This window comes from Qipengyuania proteolytica (assembly GCF_019711565.1).
In the GTDB taxonomy this organism is placed as follows: domain Bacteria; phylum Pseudomonadota; class Alphaproteobacteria; order Sphingomonadales; family Sphingomonadaceae; genus Qipengyuania; species Qipengyuania proteolytica.
In genome coordinates, this window is record NZ_JAIGNN010000002.1 from 152,829 (window position 1) to 169,024 (window position 16,196).

Consider the following 16,196-nt stretch of genomic DNA (forward strand, 5'->3'; position numbering starts at 1 on the left):
CGGCTCCGGGCCGGGCTCGGGAGCGACATTGCGTAATCTGGTGACATCGATGGGAGCGGCGCTGCTCCTCGCGGCAACCCCGTCGGCAGCGCAACCGCGCACTGCAGAGACCGCACCCGCAATACCGTCTAGCGACGATGCCCCGATCGCCTATCTCATCGATGCGACGAGTGGTCAGGTCCTGTTCTCCCGCGATCCGGACCGCCGATTCATGCCGGCGTCGATCACAAAGACCATGACCGCGTTCCTCGCCTTCGAATGGATGGAAGAAGGCCGCCTGTTCCCCCAGCAGGTCTATACCGTTCGCCCCGAGACCTTCCGGAAGTGGAACCGGGTCGGTTCGACCATGTTTCTCCCGCAGGACGCGCGCGTAACCGTCGACGATCTGCTTCACGGTGTCACCACCATTTCGGCGAACGACGGCGCGGTGGTGCTGGCCGAAGGCGCTGCCGGTTCGCTCGGGGATTGGCTCGCGGCGATGAACGCCAAGGCGCAAGAGATCGGCATGGCCGACAGTTACTTCGGGACTCCAAACGGCTGGATGGACGAGGGGCATACTTTCGTGACGGCGCACGATCTCGCATTGCTCGGCCGCACGATGATCGCGCGGCACCCCAGCAAATACCGGCATTTCTTCGGCGCCGAAGGCTTCGAATACAACGGCATCGCCCAGCGCAATCACGATCCGATAACCGGAGTGGTGCGGGGCGCGGACGGGATCAAGAGCGGCTTCACCAACCAGGCCGGCTACGGCTTCCTCGGTTCGGCGCAGCGCAATGGCCAGCGCCTCATCATGGTCGTCGCCGGCAGTCCGACCGGCAAGGCCCGCAACAAGGCCTCTCGCGAGCTCATGGAGTGGGGCTTTGCCGCGTTCGAGAGCGAACCGCTCGTCGGCCGCGGCAAGATCGTCGGGACCGCACGAGTCCAGGACGGGGCGTCGCGGGCCGTCGGCCTGCAGGCTCTCGGGCCGGTGCGGGTGGCGATTCCCAATGGCCGCAAGCAGGCTGTCAGCCTGACGATCGCCTACGAGGGGCCCTTGCAGGCACCGATCGCCAAGGGCGAGGAAATTGCCGAGCTCGTCATATCTATCGACGGCATGCCGGAGAGCCGTGTGCCCCTCGTGGCCGAAAGCGATGTCGCGGAAGCCAATCCGTTGCAGCGCATCGCCAACGGCATCCTCGGGTGGTTTTCTTGAACCTTGGGCGCTTCATTGCGCTGGAAGGCGGCGAGGGCATGGGCAAGTCGACCCAGGCCCGCCTCCTAGCCCGGGCGCTGCAGGACAAGGGCATCGCGGTCGAACTGACGCGCGAACCCGGCGGCACCCCGGGCGCCGAGGCGATCCGGCACCTGCTGCTCGATCCGCCCGGGGAAGGGTGGCAGGGGGAAGCCGAGGCCTTGTTGTTCGCCGCGGCCCGGTCCGACCATGTCGCCCGGCTCATCCGCCCGGCGCTGGACGCGGGGCGGTGGGTCGTATGCGACCGGTTTCTCGATTCGAGCCGCGCCTACCAAGGCGTGGCCGGCGGTCTGGGCGACGACCGCATCCGGATGCTGCATGAGATCGGCAGCCATGGCCTCCTGCCGGACCTGACGATTGTCATCGAGGCTGCCAAATCCAGCGTGGAGGCGCGCCTTGCCGACCGCGATGGCGATACGTCGGACGCCATCGGCGGCCGGAACGCGCGCTACCACACGGCGGTCAACTCCGCGTTTCTCGTTTTCGCGGAACAGGAGCCCGACCGCTTCCGGGTGATAGACGGAATGGGCTCCATCGAAGAGGTCCACGCCCGCGTGATGGACGCGGTCTCCGCGCTGCTCGGCGACGACCGGTGACCCTGCTCGGCCACGACGATGCCTGGCGCCAGTGGCGCGATGCAGCGCAGGGCACACGGATGCACCATGCCTGGCTGCTGGCTGGACGCAAGGGTGTCGGCAAGGCCAGTTTCGCGCTCTCTGCCGCCCGCGAGCTGGTCGGCGCGAATCCCGGGATGGAGCATCACCCGGACATCATAGTGCTGACCCACGGCGCCAAGGACGACAAGGAAGAGCGCAAGCGCGCCGAGGGCAAACCCTTCGAACTGGCCCGCAGCATCCGGATCGCGCAAGTCCGGGCCATGCAGCAGCGCCTCAACACCCGTCCGACCATGGGTGGGCGACGCGCGATCATCATCGACCCGTCCGACGATCTCGAGCGCAATGCCGCCAACGCGCTCCTAAAGAGCCTCGAGGAGCCTCCTGCCGGCACGTTCTTCCTGCTGGTCGCGCATAGTCCCGCGCGATTGCTCCCTACCATTCGCTCAAGGTGCCGCGTCCTGCGGTTCCCCACGGTGGAGGCGGCGAGGATGGAAAACCTGCTCGCCGATCTCGCGCCGGGTGCGGATAGCGCTACGCGGGCTGCGGCGATCACGGCCGCTGCCGGCTCGCCGGGGGCGGCACTGGCCTTCGTGGAGCTCGAGCTGGGCGACGCCGCTTCGTTCATGCGCACGATCCTCGAGCGAGGGGATGACGATTTCACCCTCCGTGGGCGCCTCGCCGCGACTATCGGGGCCCGGCCGGACCGCGAGCGTCTGCAGGCGGTGCTCGATCTCGCACGCGCGGCACTGGCGGAAAAAATCGAGCTTGGCCTCGACGACCCGCGCCCGGTGATCGAGGCGCATGCCGATCTGGTCCGCCTGACCGGAGAGCAACCCACCTACAATTTCGATGCCGGATTGCTCGCCATGGAAATCGGCACCTTGCTCGCAAACGCCGCTACGGCTAGCGAGCGGGCCGATGGCTGAACCCTATTACCTGACCACCGCGATCCACTATCCCAACGGCAAGCCGCATATCGGCCATGCCTACGAGACCATCGCGGCCGACGTCATTGCCCGCTTCCAGCGCCTGCGTGGACGCGAGGTGCGTTTCCAGACCGGGACCGACGAGCACGGGCTCAAGATGGCGCAGAAGGCGCGCGATCTCGGCATGACACCTCGCGCGCTGGCGGACGAAATGTCGGGCCATTTCAAGGCGCTGTTTGACGTCCTCAATATTTCCTACGACCGGTTCATCCGCACCACCGATGCCGATCATCACCGCGCCAGCCAGGCGATCTGGGAGGCCATGGCCGCGAAGGGCGATCTCTATCTAGACCGCTACGAAGGCTGGTACTCAGTCCGCGACGAGGCCTATTACGACGAGAAGGAACTCGTCGAAGGGGAGGGGGGCGAAAAGCTCTCGCCCCAAGGCACGCCGGTCGAGTGGACCGAGGAAGAGACGTGGTTCTTCCGCCTGTCGAACTATGCCGAGCCGCTGCTCGACCTGTTGCGGACGCCCGGTTTCCTCGAGCCGGCGAGCCGTCGCAACGAGATGATCGCTTTTGTCGAACGCGGGTTGCAGGACCTGTCGGTCAGCCGCACCAGCTTCGACTGGGGGGTGAAGGTGCCCGGCAGCGACGGCCACGTCATGTACGTCTGGGTCGATGCGCTCACCAACTACATCACGGGCGTCGGCTATCCCGATGGCGGGGCGCTGTGGGACAAGTTCTGGCCGGCAGACCTCCACCTGATCGGCAAGGACATCGTCCGCTTCCACACGATCTACTGGCCTGCCTTCCTGATGAGCGCCGATCTGCCGCTGCCGAAAAAGGTGTTCGGCCACGGCTTCCTGCTCAACCGCGGGGTCAAGGAATCGAAATCGGCCGGCAACGTGACCGATCCGATGGAACTGGCCGGGAAATTCGGCGTCGATGCCCTGCGTTACTTCCTGATGGCCGAAGTGACCTTCGGGCAGGATGGCAGCTATTCGGCGGAAGCCCTTGTAAATAAGGTCAATGCGGAGCTGGCGAACAGCTTCGGCAATCTGGCGCAGCGCACTCTATCCATGATCTCGAAGAATATGGACGGCAAGCTGGAAGCCTTCGAAACTGCGGACGATGACAAGGCGCTGCTCGCCACGGTGCGCTCTGCCTGCGCCGACACTCTGCCCGAGCAGTTCGAGAACCTAGCCTTCTCGGTCGGGATCGAGGCCTGGCTGCGGGCGGTCTACGCATGCAACCAGTATGTCGATGAGCAGGCCCCCTGGGCGCTCAAGAAGACCGATCCGGAACGCATGAAAGCCGTGCTCCAGACGCTCTTCATCGCGATCCGCGACCTCGCCATCGCGATCCAGCCCGTCGTTCCGGACAAGGCTGCCGCGGTACTGGACCAGCTGGGCGTTGCCACCGATCGCAGGACCTATGCCGACCTTGCCGACGAGAGCTGGTTCGGGGCGCTGGTCGCGGCGGGACATGTCGTGGACAAACCGACCCCGGTTTTCCCGCGCCTGGAATTGCCAGAAGAGGCCGCCTGATGCTGGTCGATAGTCACTGTCACCTCGAATACGAAGGGCTGGTCGACGATCAGGCCGGCGTGCTCGATCGTGCGCGCGGGGCAGGGGTAAAGGCCTTCCTCAATATCTCGACCAGGCAGGCGGAGTGGGAACAGGTCGTCGGCACTGCGCGCAAGACGCCCGATGTCTATGCCAGCGTCGGCATCCACCCACACAATGCCGATGAGCACCTCGATCTCACGCGGGAGGACTTGCTGGCGGCGACGCGCGACCCGAAGGTCATCGGGATCGGCGAAACCGGGCTCGACTATTATTACGACCACTCGGACCGGGAAGCACAGAAGCGCCTGTTCCGCATGCATATCGACGTCGCGCGGGAAACCGGATTGCCGGTGATCATCCACACCCGCGATGCCGAAGCGGATACGCTGGACATTCTGGAAGGAGAGCTGGGCGAGGGGGCCTTTCCCGCCCTCATCCACTGCTTCACCGCCTCGGCGAAATTCGGCGAGCAGGTCTTGGCGCTCGGCCTGTCGATCTCCTTGTCGGGGATCGTAACCTTCAAGAATGCCAAGGACTTGCAGGCGATGGCGAAGACCATTCCGCAGGATCGCCTGCTGGTCGAAACCGACAGCCCCTTCCTCGCGCCGGTGCCGCACCGAGGCAAGAGCTGCGAGCCGGGTTACGTGCGCGACACCGCCGCGTTTATCGCCGGGCTGCGGGGGGAATCGCTCGAAACCCTGGCCGATTACACGACCCGCAATTTCTACCGTCTCTTCAGCAAGGCCGCCGCGTGAAGCTGCTGATGCTCGGCTCGGGCACGTCGACGGGTGTGCCGCGGATCGGCAACGACTGGGGCGAATGCGATCCGGCAGAGCCGCGCAACCGCCGCAGCCGCGTGTCGATCATCGTCGAGAACGATTCCGGCCAGCGCATCCTCGTCGACACCTCGACCGATCTGCGCGCGCAACTGCTGGCCAATGATGTTGCGAAGGTCGACGCGGTCTTCTGGACGCATGACCATGCGGATCACTGCCACGGCATCGATGACCTGCGCGTCATGCGCTACGATCGCAGCAATCCCTTGCCGGGCTTTGCCAGCAAGGTGACCTGCGAGCGCCTCAAGCGGCGGTTCGATTATGTCTTCGAAGGCCAGTTCGGCTATCCGACCCTGATCGATCTGAAAGAAATTACGTCGAAACCGTTAGTTGCAGGATTTTCCTTCGATTTCGTCGAGATGCCGCACGGTCCTGTGACCAGCACGGGCTTCCGCTTCGAGGCGGACGGCAAGGCACTGGTCTATGCGACCGATTTCAGCGAGATCACGCCCGCCATGCTCAAGTGCTTCAGCGGGACCGATATCCTCGTGGTCGACTGCCTGCGGCGCAAGCCGCATCCGACCCATGCCAATCTGGAGATGGCACTGGAACTTGGCCGCAAGACCAGGGCGAAACGCGTCGTGCTTACCCATATGGACAAGAGCATGGATTACCGCAGCCTGTGCGCCGAAGTGCCGGCCGGCGTCACCGTGGGCTATGACGGCCTGGAGATGCGCGCATGAACGAACACCAGATCGTGTCGCTGGTCTCGCTGCTCGGGTTTCTGATCCTGGTCTCGGCCGGATTTCGGCAAAAGAAGGTCGAATGGCGCAAGGGGCTGTTCATGGCGGGGATCTGGGCCGGGATCTTCGCGATCGTGGTCCTGTTCATCGACCTGGTCCGCTAGGCGGGGAGATACCCGGCCAGTCTTTCCCGATCACTTCCTTATTTAACATAATATATATTATCACTCTAATGCTCAGCCAGCAGTGGATCGGAACTCCGACCGCCCTGTCGATCCGCACGAACCCGCGCTAGAGGCAACACAATGTCTGCCAACCTGGAACGTCTCCTGTCGATCATGGCGCGCTTGCGCGATCCCGAGCACGGCTGCGAATGGGACACCGCGCAGGATTTCGGCACGATCGCGCCGTACACGATCGAGGAAGCCTACGAAGTCTCGGATGCCATCGCCCGAGACAATATGCGCGATCTGCGCAGCGAACTGGGCGACCTGCTGTTCCAGGTCGTCTTCCATTCGCGCATGGCCGAGGAAGCCGGTCATTTCGCCTTCGAAGACGTGGCGCGTGACATTTCCGACAAGATGGAAGCGCGGCATCCTCACATTTTCGGCGACGAAGGCGGCGTGATGGAGGATGGCCGCTGGGAAGACCTCAAGGCGGCAGAGCGCGAAGCGGCCGGCGAAACCAGTGCGATGGACGGGGTGGCCCTCGCCCTTCCCGCCCTGCTCCGTTCGCACAAGCTTCAGAAGCGCGCGGCGCGCGTCGGCTTCGAATGGGCGGACGTCGAAGGCCCGATCGAAAAACTGCGCGAGGAGCTGGGGGAACTGGAAGCCGCCGCCACCGAAGACGAGCGGCTGCTGGAAGCGGGCGACATCCTGTTCGTGATGGTCAACATCGTCAGGCGCTACGGCGTCGACCCCGAACAGGCCTTGCGCGCCTCGAACGCGAAATTCGAGGCTCGATTCCGCAAGATGGAGGCGCTGGCAGAGGTCGACGGCGTCACCTTCGCCGAACTTTCGCTCGACGAGCAGGAGGCATATTGGCAAAAGGTAAAAGCTATGGAGAGGTCGACAAAACCGGTCTAAAGCTGTGAAAACCGACCGAATTCCTTGTCGGTCAGCCTGACGACCAGGTGTGTTTCGCCGCTTTCCGCCGCGACCGTTTCCTCCAGCACGTTGCCGTGCTGGTGCAACCAAGCGACCTTCTTGCCTTCGCCTGCCGCAAGCACGATCGCATGCGCGCGGGCGCCCGAGGTGAGCAGTTCGTCGAGACGGCGCTCCAAATCATCCACCCCTTCCCCCGTCAGCGCCGACAGCGCGACGATGTCCTCGTCCCCATCCGCGATGTCCAAGAGTTCGCGGCGCGCATCCGCATCGAGCAGGTCCAGCTTGTTCCAGGCTTCGATGATCGGGATCGCATCGGCACTGCCCTCTTCGCTGACCACGCCGAGATCGGCGAGCACCTGCAACACCTGCTTCTTCTGCGCCGCGCTCGACGGGTTGGCGAGATCGCGCACGTGCACGATGACATTGGCCGCGGTCACCTCTTCCAGCGTGGCGCGGAAGGCCGCGACCAGCTGCGTCGGCAGGTCGGAGATGAAACCCACAGTGTCGGAGAGGATGGCTTTCTCGACACCGGGGAGCGCGATCGCCCGCATTGTGGGATCGAGCGTGGCGAACAGCAGGTCCTCGGCCATCACCTCGGCACCGGTCAGCCGGTTGAACAGCGTCGACTTGCCCGCATTGGTATAGCCGACGAGCGCGATCACCGGCCAGGGCGCACGCTCGCGCCGCTCGCGATGCAAGCCGCGCGTCTTGCGCACCTGCTCGAGTTCGCGGCGCAGGCGGCCCATGCGCTGGCGGATCATGCGGCGGTCGGCCTCGATCTGCGTTTCGCCCGGGCCGCCGAGGAAGCCGAAGCCGCCGCGCTGGCGCTCGAGATGGGTCCAGCTGCGAACGAGGCGGCTCTGCTGGTAATCGAGATGCGCGAGCTCGACCTGCAGCCGGCCTTCCGCAGTCGCCGCGCGCTCGCCAAAGATTTCGAGGATGAGCCCTGTCCGGTCGATGACCTTTCGCGCCAGCTTGTCTTCGAGGTTGCGCTGCTGGATCGGCGTCAGCGCACCATCGACCACGACCAGCTCCGCCTCGTTCTGCTCGCAGGCGATGCGGATATTCTCGACCTGCCCCGCGCCGAACAGGAGGTTCGGCCTGACTTGCCGGACGGGCAGCACGAAGCTGTCCGCGATCACGATGCCGATCGCGAGCGCGAGCCCCTCCGCCTCGGCAAGGCGCGCCTCGGCGCCGAGGTCATAGGACATGCCCCTGATGTCGGGGCACACGACGAGTGCCCGCGCCCCGCGCGAAACCTCGCCCATCAGATCGTCGTCGAAGCTCAGTTGTCGTCCTCGTCCCATTCCTCGGTCAGGTCGACCGGGGTGGCAGGCTGGATAGTCGAAACCGCATGCTTGTAGGCAAGCTGCACATAGCCGTCGCGTTCTAGCAGCATGCAGAACAGGTCGTAGGCTGCAATCTTGCCCTGCAACATCACACCGTTGACCAGGAACATCGTAACCTGCGCCTCAGCCTGACGGACGCGCGTGAGGAACACGTCCTGCAGCAGGCGCTGCTTGGCATTGGAATTCTGGCTGGCGAACTGGCTGGCGTCGACCGGCTGCGCCGGCATGATCGTGCTGATCGCATGCTTGTAGACCAGCTGCGACTGTCCGTCGCGCCGCAGCAGGATCGAGAAATTGTCGAACCAGGTCACAATGCCCTGGAGCTTGACGCCCTTGACCAGGAACATGGTCACAGGGGTCTTGTTCTTGCGCAAAAGGTTCAGGAATGCGTCCTGCAGGCTTCCCTGCTTCGCCCCCGATCCGCCACTCGCAGCGGGTTTCTCCGGGCGCGGACGCGCCGATAACGTACGTTCGGACATATCTGTCTCTCCGTTCTTGGCGAACCGCTAAGGATCCGCAATCGGGGTGCCCACCGCACCCGACTTCGCGCGCACCGAGCCGCGCGTTACTATATTGGCTATTCCGCGCCCGTTTCGCAACGATTGTATTGCTTTCGACCGCCGGAGCGGGACTTTCCGCAAGATCAGTCCTTGCCCGCACCCGATTTCTTGTCCGCCATACCAAGCAATTTCAGCTTCCGGTGCAATGCTGATCGCTCCATCCCGATGAAGTTGGCGGTTTTGGAAATATTGCCGGAGAAACGACGGATCTGGATGGCGAGATATTCGCGTTCGAAGTTCTCACGCGCCTCCCGGAGCGGTGCTCCCATAAGCGCAGCTACTCCTCCATTCCCGCCGAGTTTCCCGCCGAGGACTTCCTCTGGCAGCATTTCCGCCTCGATCTGCTCCAGCTGCTCACGGGGGGTCAGGATGACCGTTCGCTCGACCACATTGCGCAACTGGCGGACATTGCCCGGCCAGTCGTAGGCCTGCAAGGCAGCCAGCGCCTCTTCGCTGATCGTCGGAGGACGGATGCCCTGCTCCGCTGCATAATAGGTGAAGAACGTCTCCGCGAGGGCCGGGATATCATCGCGGCGCTCGGCGAGCGAAGGCACCTCGACCGGGACGACGTTGAGGCGATAGAAAAGGTCTTCGCGGAACCGCTTCTCCTCCATCTCCTTCTCGAGATCACGCGCTGTCGAGGATACGACCCGCACATCGACGCCAATCTGCCGCGTCCCGCCGACACGCACGAAACTCTGTTCGGTGAGTACCCGCAGGATGCGGGCCTGCGTCGAGATTGGCATGTCGGCAACCTCGTCGAGATAGAGTGTGCCTCCGTCTGCTAGCTCGAGCAGTCCCGGTCGCACTAGCTTGCCGTCGGCCTCTTCCCCGAAGAGCTCCTCCTCGAACCGCTCCGGCGTTATGCGGGCAGAATTGACGCTGACGAAGGCCTTGTCGGCGCGCGGACTCCAGCTGTGGAGCAGACGTGCAGCCACCTCCTTGCCAGTCCCCGCAGGGCCACTGATGAGGACCCGGCTGCCGGTATTGGCCACCCGCTTCAAGGTTGCGCGAACCATGTTGATGGCGGTCGAATTTCCCGTGAATTCGCCGCTGTTGACCATGCCCTCGCGCAGACGTGTGTTTTCGCGCCGCAGCCGCTCGGTTTCGGTCGCCCGCTCGACGAGGTGCAGCAGCCGTTCGGCTTCGAACGGCTTCTCGATGAAGTCGACCGCTCCGCGGCTGACCGCGCTCACCGCGGTATCGATATTGCCGTGGCCCGAGAACACGATGACCGGCAGGTCCGGTTCGCGCTTCTTGATCTCGTCGAGCACTTCGAGGCCGTCCATCGGACTGCCGTGCAGCCACACGTCGAGCAGCACGAGGCTCGGCCGGCGTCCATCGACCTCCTTCAAGGCAGCCGTGCTGTCGCCCGCCGTGCGGCAATCATAGCCTTCGTCGCTGAGAACGCCCGCTACGAGATCGCGAATGTCGCGTTCGTCGTCGACGATCAGGATGTCTAGCGCCATCGGTTGCTACCCTTTGCTTGTCTTCATCAATTGGAATCCGCCGGCTTGGTCAGCGGGTCGCGAGCGAAGCGCATGGCAACGCGCGTCCCGCCGGTCTCGATTGAGGAGAAAGTCATCTCACCCCCGTGTTCCTCGACGATTTTGTTGACGATCGCGAGGCCCAGCCCGGTGCCTTTCTCCCGCGTCGTGACATAGGGTTCGAGGATGCGTTCGCGATCCTGCGGCAAGCCGATCCCATTGTCCTCGATCACGATGGTGAGCGACTCGTCGCTTTCCTGGACCGTCACGCCAATCTTGCCACGATAGTCCGGTTCGGCATTCTGCGCCTTCGCCTCGATCGCCTCATAGGCGTTCTTGAGGATATTCGTAACGGCCTGTCCGAACTGGTGGCGGTCACACTGGATGCGGATCGGCCCTTCGGACTCGGTCGTCAGGCTGTAGTTCACGTCCTGGTGGCCGACTTCCTGAAGGAACAGCGACTGGCGCACGAGGTCCAGCGCATCCTCCGGCCGGAACACCGGCTTCGGCAGACGTGCGAAGCTCGAGAATTCGTCGACCATCTTCCGCAGATCGCCGACCTGCCGCACGATAGTGCTGGTGAGTTCGTCGAACAGTTCGCCATCCTGTTCGATCTGCTTGCGATAACGCCGTTTGAGCCGCTCCGTTGCCAGCTGGATGGGGGTGAGGGGGTTCTTGATTTCATGAGCGATGCGTCGCGCTACGTCGGACCATGCCGCCTGGCGCTGGTCCAATAGCTGGCGGGTGATGTCTTCGAAGGTGATGACGTGACCGTCCGCCTCCGCGCCGATCTTCACGGCGAGCGTGAGCAACTCGCCGCGCCGCGAATGGCTGATCACGCCCTTGGTCAGACCCGCTTCGACCATCGCCGCGATCTGGGGTGCCAATTTGCGCAAGGTGGCCGGACGCGGCTGCGCCTCGGCATTCTCCATCAGCATCGCCTGTGCGGGCGCGTTCATCAGGAGGACGTTCATGTCGCGGTCGATCGAAATGACGCCGGCGCTGACCGATTCGAGCACTGCCTCGATGAAACTGCGGCGTTCCTCTAGCTCGTCGTTGGCTGCCAGCAACGCATCGGTCTGCTTTTCCAGCTGTGCCGTCATGCGGTTGAAGGCACGGTTGAGCAATCCGATCTCGTCGGCGCCCGTCCGTCCCTCGACCCGCAGCGCGAAGTTGCCGGCACCGACCTTGCGAGCCGCCGCCACCAGATCGGTCAGCGGTTCCACCTGCCGGTCCGCAAAGCGGAGCGCGAACCAGACCGCCACGCCAACGAGCGCAAGGCTGACGAAAAACAGGGCAAGGTTGAAACGCAGTTGCAGGGCGCGCGCTCGCTTCGTCAGTTCGTCGTAGGCCGTCGAGATCGATCGCGCGCTTTCCCAGCTCCGGAAGCTGGCCGCTTCGGCGTTGCGCGCAGTGTAGAGATATATCCCCGCCTGCTGGTCGATCGGAGCGACGGCCTCGATGCGTTCCGGGGTCCCGCGGACCACCACGCGTTCACCCGAGTCGAACTTTGCCAGCGTGCTTTCGGCGAAGGGGACCGGATCGCTGTCCTCGGAAAGGCCGTATGCAACTGCGGTCCGCATGGTCCGATCGGGCAAGGCCTGCAGGATGGCGCTTTCGATGACATTCCGCGGCTGGGCCTGGAACTGGTAGACGAGCGCGAAATTGGGATCGGTGACCTGCACGCGCTGCAGGATCGATCGCATGTCCATCGCCATGGAGATCGTCTCGTCCGCGAGGTTCAGCTGGTTCTCTTCGTAGTAGCTTTCGGCCAGCTGGTTCGCATTCTCCATCAGTCCGCGCGAATTGTCGGAGAACCAGAAATCGACCCCGGACTGGAACAGGAATGCCGCGAAACCCGCTGTCAGTAGGGTGGGTACCGCTGCGATCATCGAGAAGAAGAACACGAGCCTTACGTGAAGCCGCGCAGTGCTACCCGCAGCCCTGCGCAGCGCCAGTCGACGCCCTGCCAGAACGAGGAGTGCCATCGCCGGAATCAGCGTGCCGATGAGCAGCCCGGCCACCTGCCTGCTCGGGAGCAGCTGCCCGTTTGGCGGGGCGGAGGTGAACGCCGCCCATGTGCTCGCGACCATGACGAGGAAGGCGACGGCGAAGAATATCTCGATATAGGCGAAAAGATTGGCGCGACGTGACGTCACGACGAACCTGCGCCACCAGCGCGGTGTCGTATTCGACTGGACCCGGGCCACACTCGCCATAGTGGCAGGCATACAACAGCCCTGTTGCAGGACTGCAAGTACAAATTCGACAAAGCGCCTTCTAGCGCGGCCTGATGAAGCGATCGGGGGGGATTTCGAGATCGCTCAGGCGCTTTCGCAAGGTGTTGCGATTAATCCCCAAGAGCTGGGCTGCACGAACCTGATTGCCATCGGTTTCGCGCATCGCATGTTCGAACAGCGGCTTTTCGAATGCGGCCAAGGCGGCGTGATAGAGCGTTCCTGCCGACGGCCGGTGCGAAGCGAGCCACGCATCGAGAGCCGTTTCGAACCCGTCCTGCCGCTCGGAGCCTGTTCGCGACTGTTCCATCGGCACGCAATCGGCAACCGCGGCGGCATCGACCAGGTCGTCGCGTGCGAGCAACGCGAGTCGGAAGACGACATTGCGGAGCTCGCGGACGTTGCCCGGCCAGTGACGCGCAGCCAATGCTGCGATGGCATCATCGCTCACCTGCCGTCTCGGCAAGCCCTCCGCCGCGGCCTGGCCGAGGAAGTGGCGGACCAAGGCTCCGATGTCCTCACGCCGTTCCCGTAGCGGCGGCAGCGGTATCGGCACGACGTTGAGGCGGTAGAAGAGGTCTTCACGAAACCGCCCGTCGGCGATCATCGGCTCCAGATCGCGATTGGTGGCGGCAATGATCCTGACGTCGACGCGAATCTCCTGGCGCCCGCCCACACGGCGGATGCGACCCGATTGGAGGGCGCGCAAGAGGCGTGTCTGGGCATCGGCAGGCATATCGCCGATCTCGTCCAGGAACAGCGTACCGCCATTCGCCTGTTCGAATTTGCCGATCTGCTGGCTCACCGCCCCGGTAAAGGCTCCGCGCTCGTGACCGAACAGTTCGCTTTCGAGCAAATCATGCGGGATTGCCGCCATGTTGACCGCGACAAAGGGTCCGGTCTTGCGCGCGCCGAGCTCGTGGATCGCCTCCGCCACAAGCTCCTTGCCCGTTCCGCTTTCCCCGGTAACGAGGACTGTGAGATCGTTCCGCAGGACTCGCGTGATCATGCGGAACACGCCCTGCATTGCCGGGCTGCGACCGATCAGTGGCAGCGCGCTGTCCTCCCCTTCCTCACCGCCGCTCGCGCTCGGACGGTTGGCGACCGCCTGACGAACCGCTTGCGTCAGTTCGTCGAGGTCGAAGGGCTTGGGGAAATATTCGAACGCATGGCTGTCACTCGCCCGCACCGCGGTGTCGAGCGTGTTCTGCGCGGACAGCACGATGACCGGCATGTCCGGCGCGACGTCGCGAACGCGATCGATCGAGGCCAACCCGTCGCCATCCTCGAGGATGACGTCGGTCAGCATGACGTCAAAGCCTTGGTTGGCCAGCAAGGCATCGCGTCGGGCAAGGCTTTCGCACGTCGTGACGTCATAGCCCTCTTCGCGCAGGGCCTCCGTGATGACCGTTGCGATGCCCTTGTCGTCCTCGACGAGCAGTACCTTGCGACCCATGTCCCTCCCCTATCCCGCCACCGGCAGGTTGATCCGAAAATGAGTCAGGCCCGCGCGCTCGTCGCGTTCGTGGCCGATGCGGCCGCCCATATCGCGGAGCAGCTTGCGCACCAGCGCGAGGCCCAACCCCTGCCCCTGCGGCTTGCTCGAAACGAAAGGTTCGAACACGTGGTCGCGCAATGCCTCGTCGATGCCCGGGCCCGCGTCGGTCACGGTGATCTCGATCGGCAAGCGTGTCGCCTTGCCGAAGCGGATCGCGTTGAAGACGAGGCCGCTGACGAAACGGGTCCTGACGGTGACCTGCGGGTTCTCGAGTTCGCCACTGGCATCGCAGGCATTGGCGATTAGGTTGATGAGGACCTGCTCGAGCGCTCCCTGATCCGCAGCTACCGGCGGCAGGGAGGGGTCGAATTCCTCGACCAGTTCGCAGCCTTCTCCCTTGCCAGCCCTCACCGTCGCCATGGCGTTGCGGATCGCCTCGTGCAGATTGCAGGGACCGGTCACGGCGACAGGCTTGCTCCCCAGTTGCTGCATTCGGTCAATCAGTTCCGCGATCCGGTCGACCTCGGCCGAAATCATTCGCGCGAGCGGCTTGTCCTTACCGTCGACGCGGCGGGCCAGGAGCTGGCTGGCACCGCGGATCGCGGACAGGGGGTTCTTGATCTCGTGGGCGAGGACCGCCGGGGCGCGAAGCTCGTAACGCTCCTCGTCATCGGCCCTGCCCTCGCCCTGCCCCACGTCCGAAAGCGTGATCACCCGCCAGCCCGGGTGGCTGTGGATCGGGGAACTGGTAAGATTGACCCGCCTGTCCCGTTGGCTGGTGGCGATACCGATGCCACGCGCGATCATCTGCATCTCGCCTTGCTCCAGGCTGGTGCGCACGCGGGTATCGTCGATGGCAAGGACATCGAGCAGCGCCTTCCCGACCAGGCGTTGGGCACTGCGATCGAGCATGTCTTCAGCGGCGGCATTCGCCTCGACGATCGTCCCTGCTTCGTCGATCAGCAGCACCGCAAAGATGAGACCGGCGATCTGGGCTGCCGGACCGGGCGCAGCCACTCGGTCGCTCACGCCGCCCGCTGCCGCAGGAAGGGTTCGTAGAAACGCTCGAGTTCGCCCAAGACCTGCGCGGGATCGTCGACGAAGTTTACGTGGTTGCGGAACTCGGCCGAACCACGCAGTCCCTTCGTATACCAACCCAGGTGCTTGCGCGCGATCTTGACGCCGGTTGCCGGCGTGTAATGCTCCAGCATCGCGCGATAGTGCTCGGTGACGACGGCGAACTGTTCGTCCATGTCCGGATCGGCGAGCACCTCGCCGGTGCGCCACCAATGCATCACCTGCCCAAGGAGCCACGGCTTTCCATAAGCTCCTCGGCCGATCATCAGCCCGTCCGCGCCCGACTGGTCGAGCGCCCTCGCCGCATCCTCGATACCGCAGATATCGCCATTGACGATGACCGGGATCGAGACCGCATCCGCGACCTTGCGGACGAAGGCCCAGTCCGCGTGCCCCTTGTACATCTGGTTTCGCGTGCGGCCGTGGACGGTGATCATCTTGACCCCTAGATCCTCTGCGATCCTGGCCAGTTCGGGTGCGTTGAGGTCGGAATGGTCCCAGCCCATCCGCATCTTGACGGTGACCGGAACATCGACCGCCTCGACCGTGGCCTTCATCAGCTTCGTCGCCAGCGCGACCTCGCGCATCAGCGCGGAGCCCGCCAACTGGCCGACGACCTTGCGCACCGGGCAGCCGAAATTGATGTCGATGATCGCCGCACCATTGCCCTCCTGCAGCTTGGCCGCCTCGGCCATGCTGGAGGGATCGCAGCCGACGAGTTGCATCGAGACAGGTTCCTCGATCGGATCCCATTCGGCCTTCTGGATACTGATGCGCGTTTCGCGGATGGCCGCTTCGCTGGCGATCATCTCGGTCACATTGAGGCCCGAGCCATAGCGCCGCACGAGCCGGCGGAACGGCAGGTCGGTCACGCCCGTCATCGGGGCGAGGACGACTGGCGTGTCGATAGCCACGGACCCGATCGAGATCGGCGTCGGGGGAACCGGAGGGAGGGGATGCGCGCTCATGATCGGGTGTGTGCCTAAATATTGGGCAGGCACATAGTGCGTTGCAGC

General features: G+C 64.2%; 15 protein-coding genes. 8 read left to right on the forward strand and 7 right to left on the reverse strand.

The features are described 5' to 3' along the window. Positions 1 to 28: 28 nt before the first annotated feature. The 8 genes from K3172_RS09625 (at position 29) to mazG (ending at position 6,951) form a co-directional block, all read left to right on the forward strand. Positions 29 to 1,195 (forward strand): D-alanyl-D-alanine carboxypeptidase family protein, encoded by a 1,167-nt coding sequence (locus K3172_RS09625; protein ID WP_247718128.1) that lies wholly within the window; start codon positions 29 to 31, stop codon positions 1,193 to 1,195. Continuing rightward, positions 1,192 to 1,830: a dTMP kinase gene (tmk, locus tag K3172_RS09630; protein ID WP_221589487.1), complete on the forward strand. Its 639-nt coding sequence runs from the start codon at positions 1,192 to 1,194 to the stop codon at positions 1,828 to 1,830. Before K3172_RS09625 ends, tmk begins: the two co-directional genes overlap by 4 nt. After that, positions 1,827 to 2,777 (forward strand): DNA polymerase III subunit delta', encoded by a 951-nt coding sequence (locus K3172_RS09635; RefSeq protein WP_221589489.1) that lies wholly within the window; start codon positions 1,827 to 1,829, stop codon positions 2,775 to 2,777. Before tmk ends, K3172_RS09635 begins: the two co-directional genes overlap by 4 nt. Continuing rightward, positions 2,770 to 4,326 carry a methionine--tRNA ligase gene (gene metG / locus K3172_RS09640; protein ID WP_221589491.1) on the forward strand — a complete coding sequence of 519 codons (1,557 nt, stop codon included), beginning with the start codon at positions 2,770 to 2,772 and terminating at the stop codon, positions 4,324 to 4,326. The genes K3172_RS09635 and metG overlap by 8 nt, the downstream gene beginning before the upstream one ends. Beyond that, positions 4,326 to 5,102 (forward strand): TatD family hydrolase, encoded by a 777-nt coding sequence (locus tag K3172_RS09645; RefSeq protein WP_221589493.1) that lies wholly within the window; start codon positions 4,326 to 4,328, stop codon positions 5,100 to 5,102. Before metG ends, K3172_RS09645 begins: the two co-directional genes overlap by 1 nt. Further along, a complete protein-coding gene (locus K3172_RS09650) occupies positions 5,099 to 5,866 on the forward strand; it encodes an MBL fold metallo-hydrolase (RefSeq protein WP_221589495.1) in 768 nt (255 codons plus the stop codon). The genes K3172_RS09645 and K3172_RS09650 overlap by 4 nt, the downstream gene beginning before the upstream one ends. Further along, a complete protein-coding gene (locus tag K3172_RS09655; protein WP_221589497.1) occupies positions 5,863 to 6,030 on the forward strand; it encodes a hypothetical protein in 168 nt (55 codons plus the stop codon). Before K3172_RS09650 ends, K3172_RS09655 begins: the two co-directional genes overlap by 4 nt. Positions 6,031 to 6,171: 141 nt before the next feature. Then, positions 6,172 to 6,951 carry a nucleoside triphosphate pyrophosphohydrolase gene (gene mazG / locus K3172_RS09660; protein ID WP_221589499.1) on the forward strand — a complete coding sequence of 260 codons (780 nt, stop codon included), beginning with the start codon at positions 6,172 to 6,174 and terminating at the stop codon, positions 6,949 to 6,951. Here the strand turns inward: mazG and hflX are convergent. The 7 genes from hflX to dusB all read right to left on the reverse strand — a co-directional run bounded on the left by hflX (position 6,948) and on the right by dusB (position 16,148). Further along, positions 6,948 to 8,279, reverse strand: a complete 1,332-nt coding sequence (gene hflX / locus K3172_RS09665) for a GTPase HflX (protein WP_247718129.1) — start codon at positions 8,277 to 8,279, stop codon at positions 6,948 to 6,950. The genes mazG and hflX overlap by 4 nt on opposite strands. Beyond that, entirely contained in the window at positions 8,258 to 8,800 is a 543-nt protein-coding gene (gene hfq, locus K3172_RS09670) for an RNA chaperone Hfq (protein WP_221589501.1), read from the reverse strand. Before hfq ends, hflX begins: the two co-directional genes overlap by 22 nt. 164 nt (positions 8,801 to 8,964) lie before the next feature. Further along, positions 8,965 to 10,350: a nitrogen assimilation response regulator NtrX gene (ntrX, locus tag K3172_RS09675; protein ID WP_221589503.1), complete on the reverse strand. Its 1,386-nt coding sequence runs from the start codon at positions 10,348 to 10,350 to the stop codon at positions 8,965 to 8,967. Between the two features lie 26 nt (positions 10,351 to 10,376). Further along, complete coding sequence (locus K3172_RS09680; protein ID WP_221589505.1) at positions 10,377 to 12,587, reverse strand: sensor histidine kinase; 2,211 nt, start codon at positions 12,585 to 12,587, stop codon at positions 10,377 to 10,379. 61 nt (positions 12,588 to 12,648) lie between these two features. Next, positions 12,649 to 14,061, reverse strand: coding sequence for a nitrogen regulation protein NR(I) (gene ntrC / locus K3172_RS09685; protein ID WP_221589507.1), 1,413 nt, complete (start codon positions 14,059 to 14,061; stop codon positions 12,649 to 12,651). Between the two features lie 9 nt (positions 14,062 to 14,070). Then, positions 14,071 to 15,132 carry a two-component system sensor histidine kinase NtrB gene (locus tag K3172_RS15750; protein WP_221589509.1) on the reverse strand — a complete coding sequence of 354 codons (1,062 nt, stop codon included), beginning with the start codon at positions 15,130 to 15,132 and terminating at the stop codon, positions 14,071 to 14,073. Then, the gene (dusB, locus tag K3172_RS09695) at positions 15,129 to 16,148 is read right to left on the reverse strand and encodes a tRNA dihydrouridine synthase DusB (RefSeq protein WP_221589512.1); all 1,020 of its coding nucleotides are present in this window, start codon (positions 16,146 to 16,148) and stop codon (positions 15,129 to 15,131) included. The genes K3172_RS15750 and dusB overlap by 4 nt, the downstream gene beginning before the upstream one ends. Positions 16,149 to 16,196 lie beyond the last annotated feature (48 nt).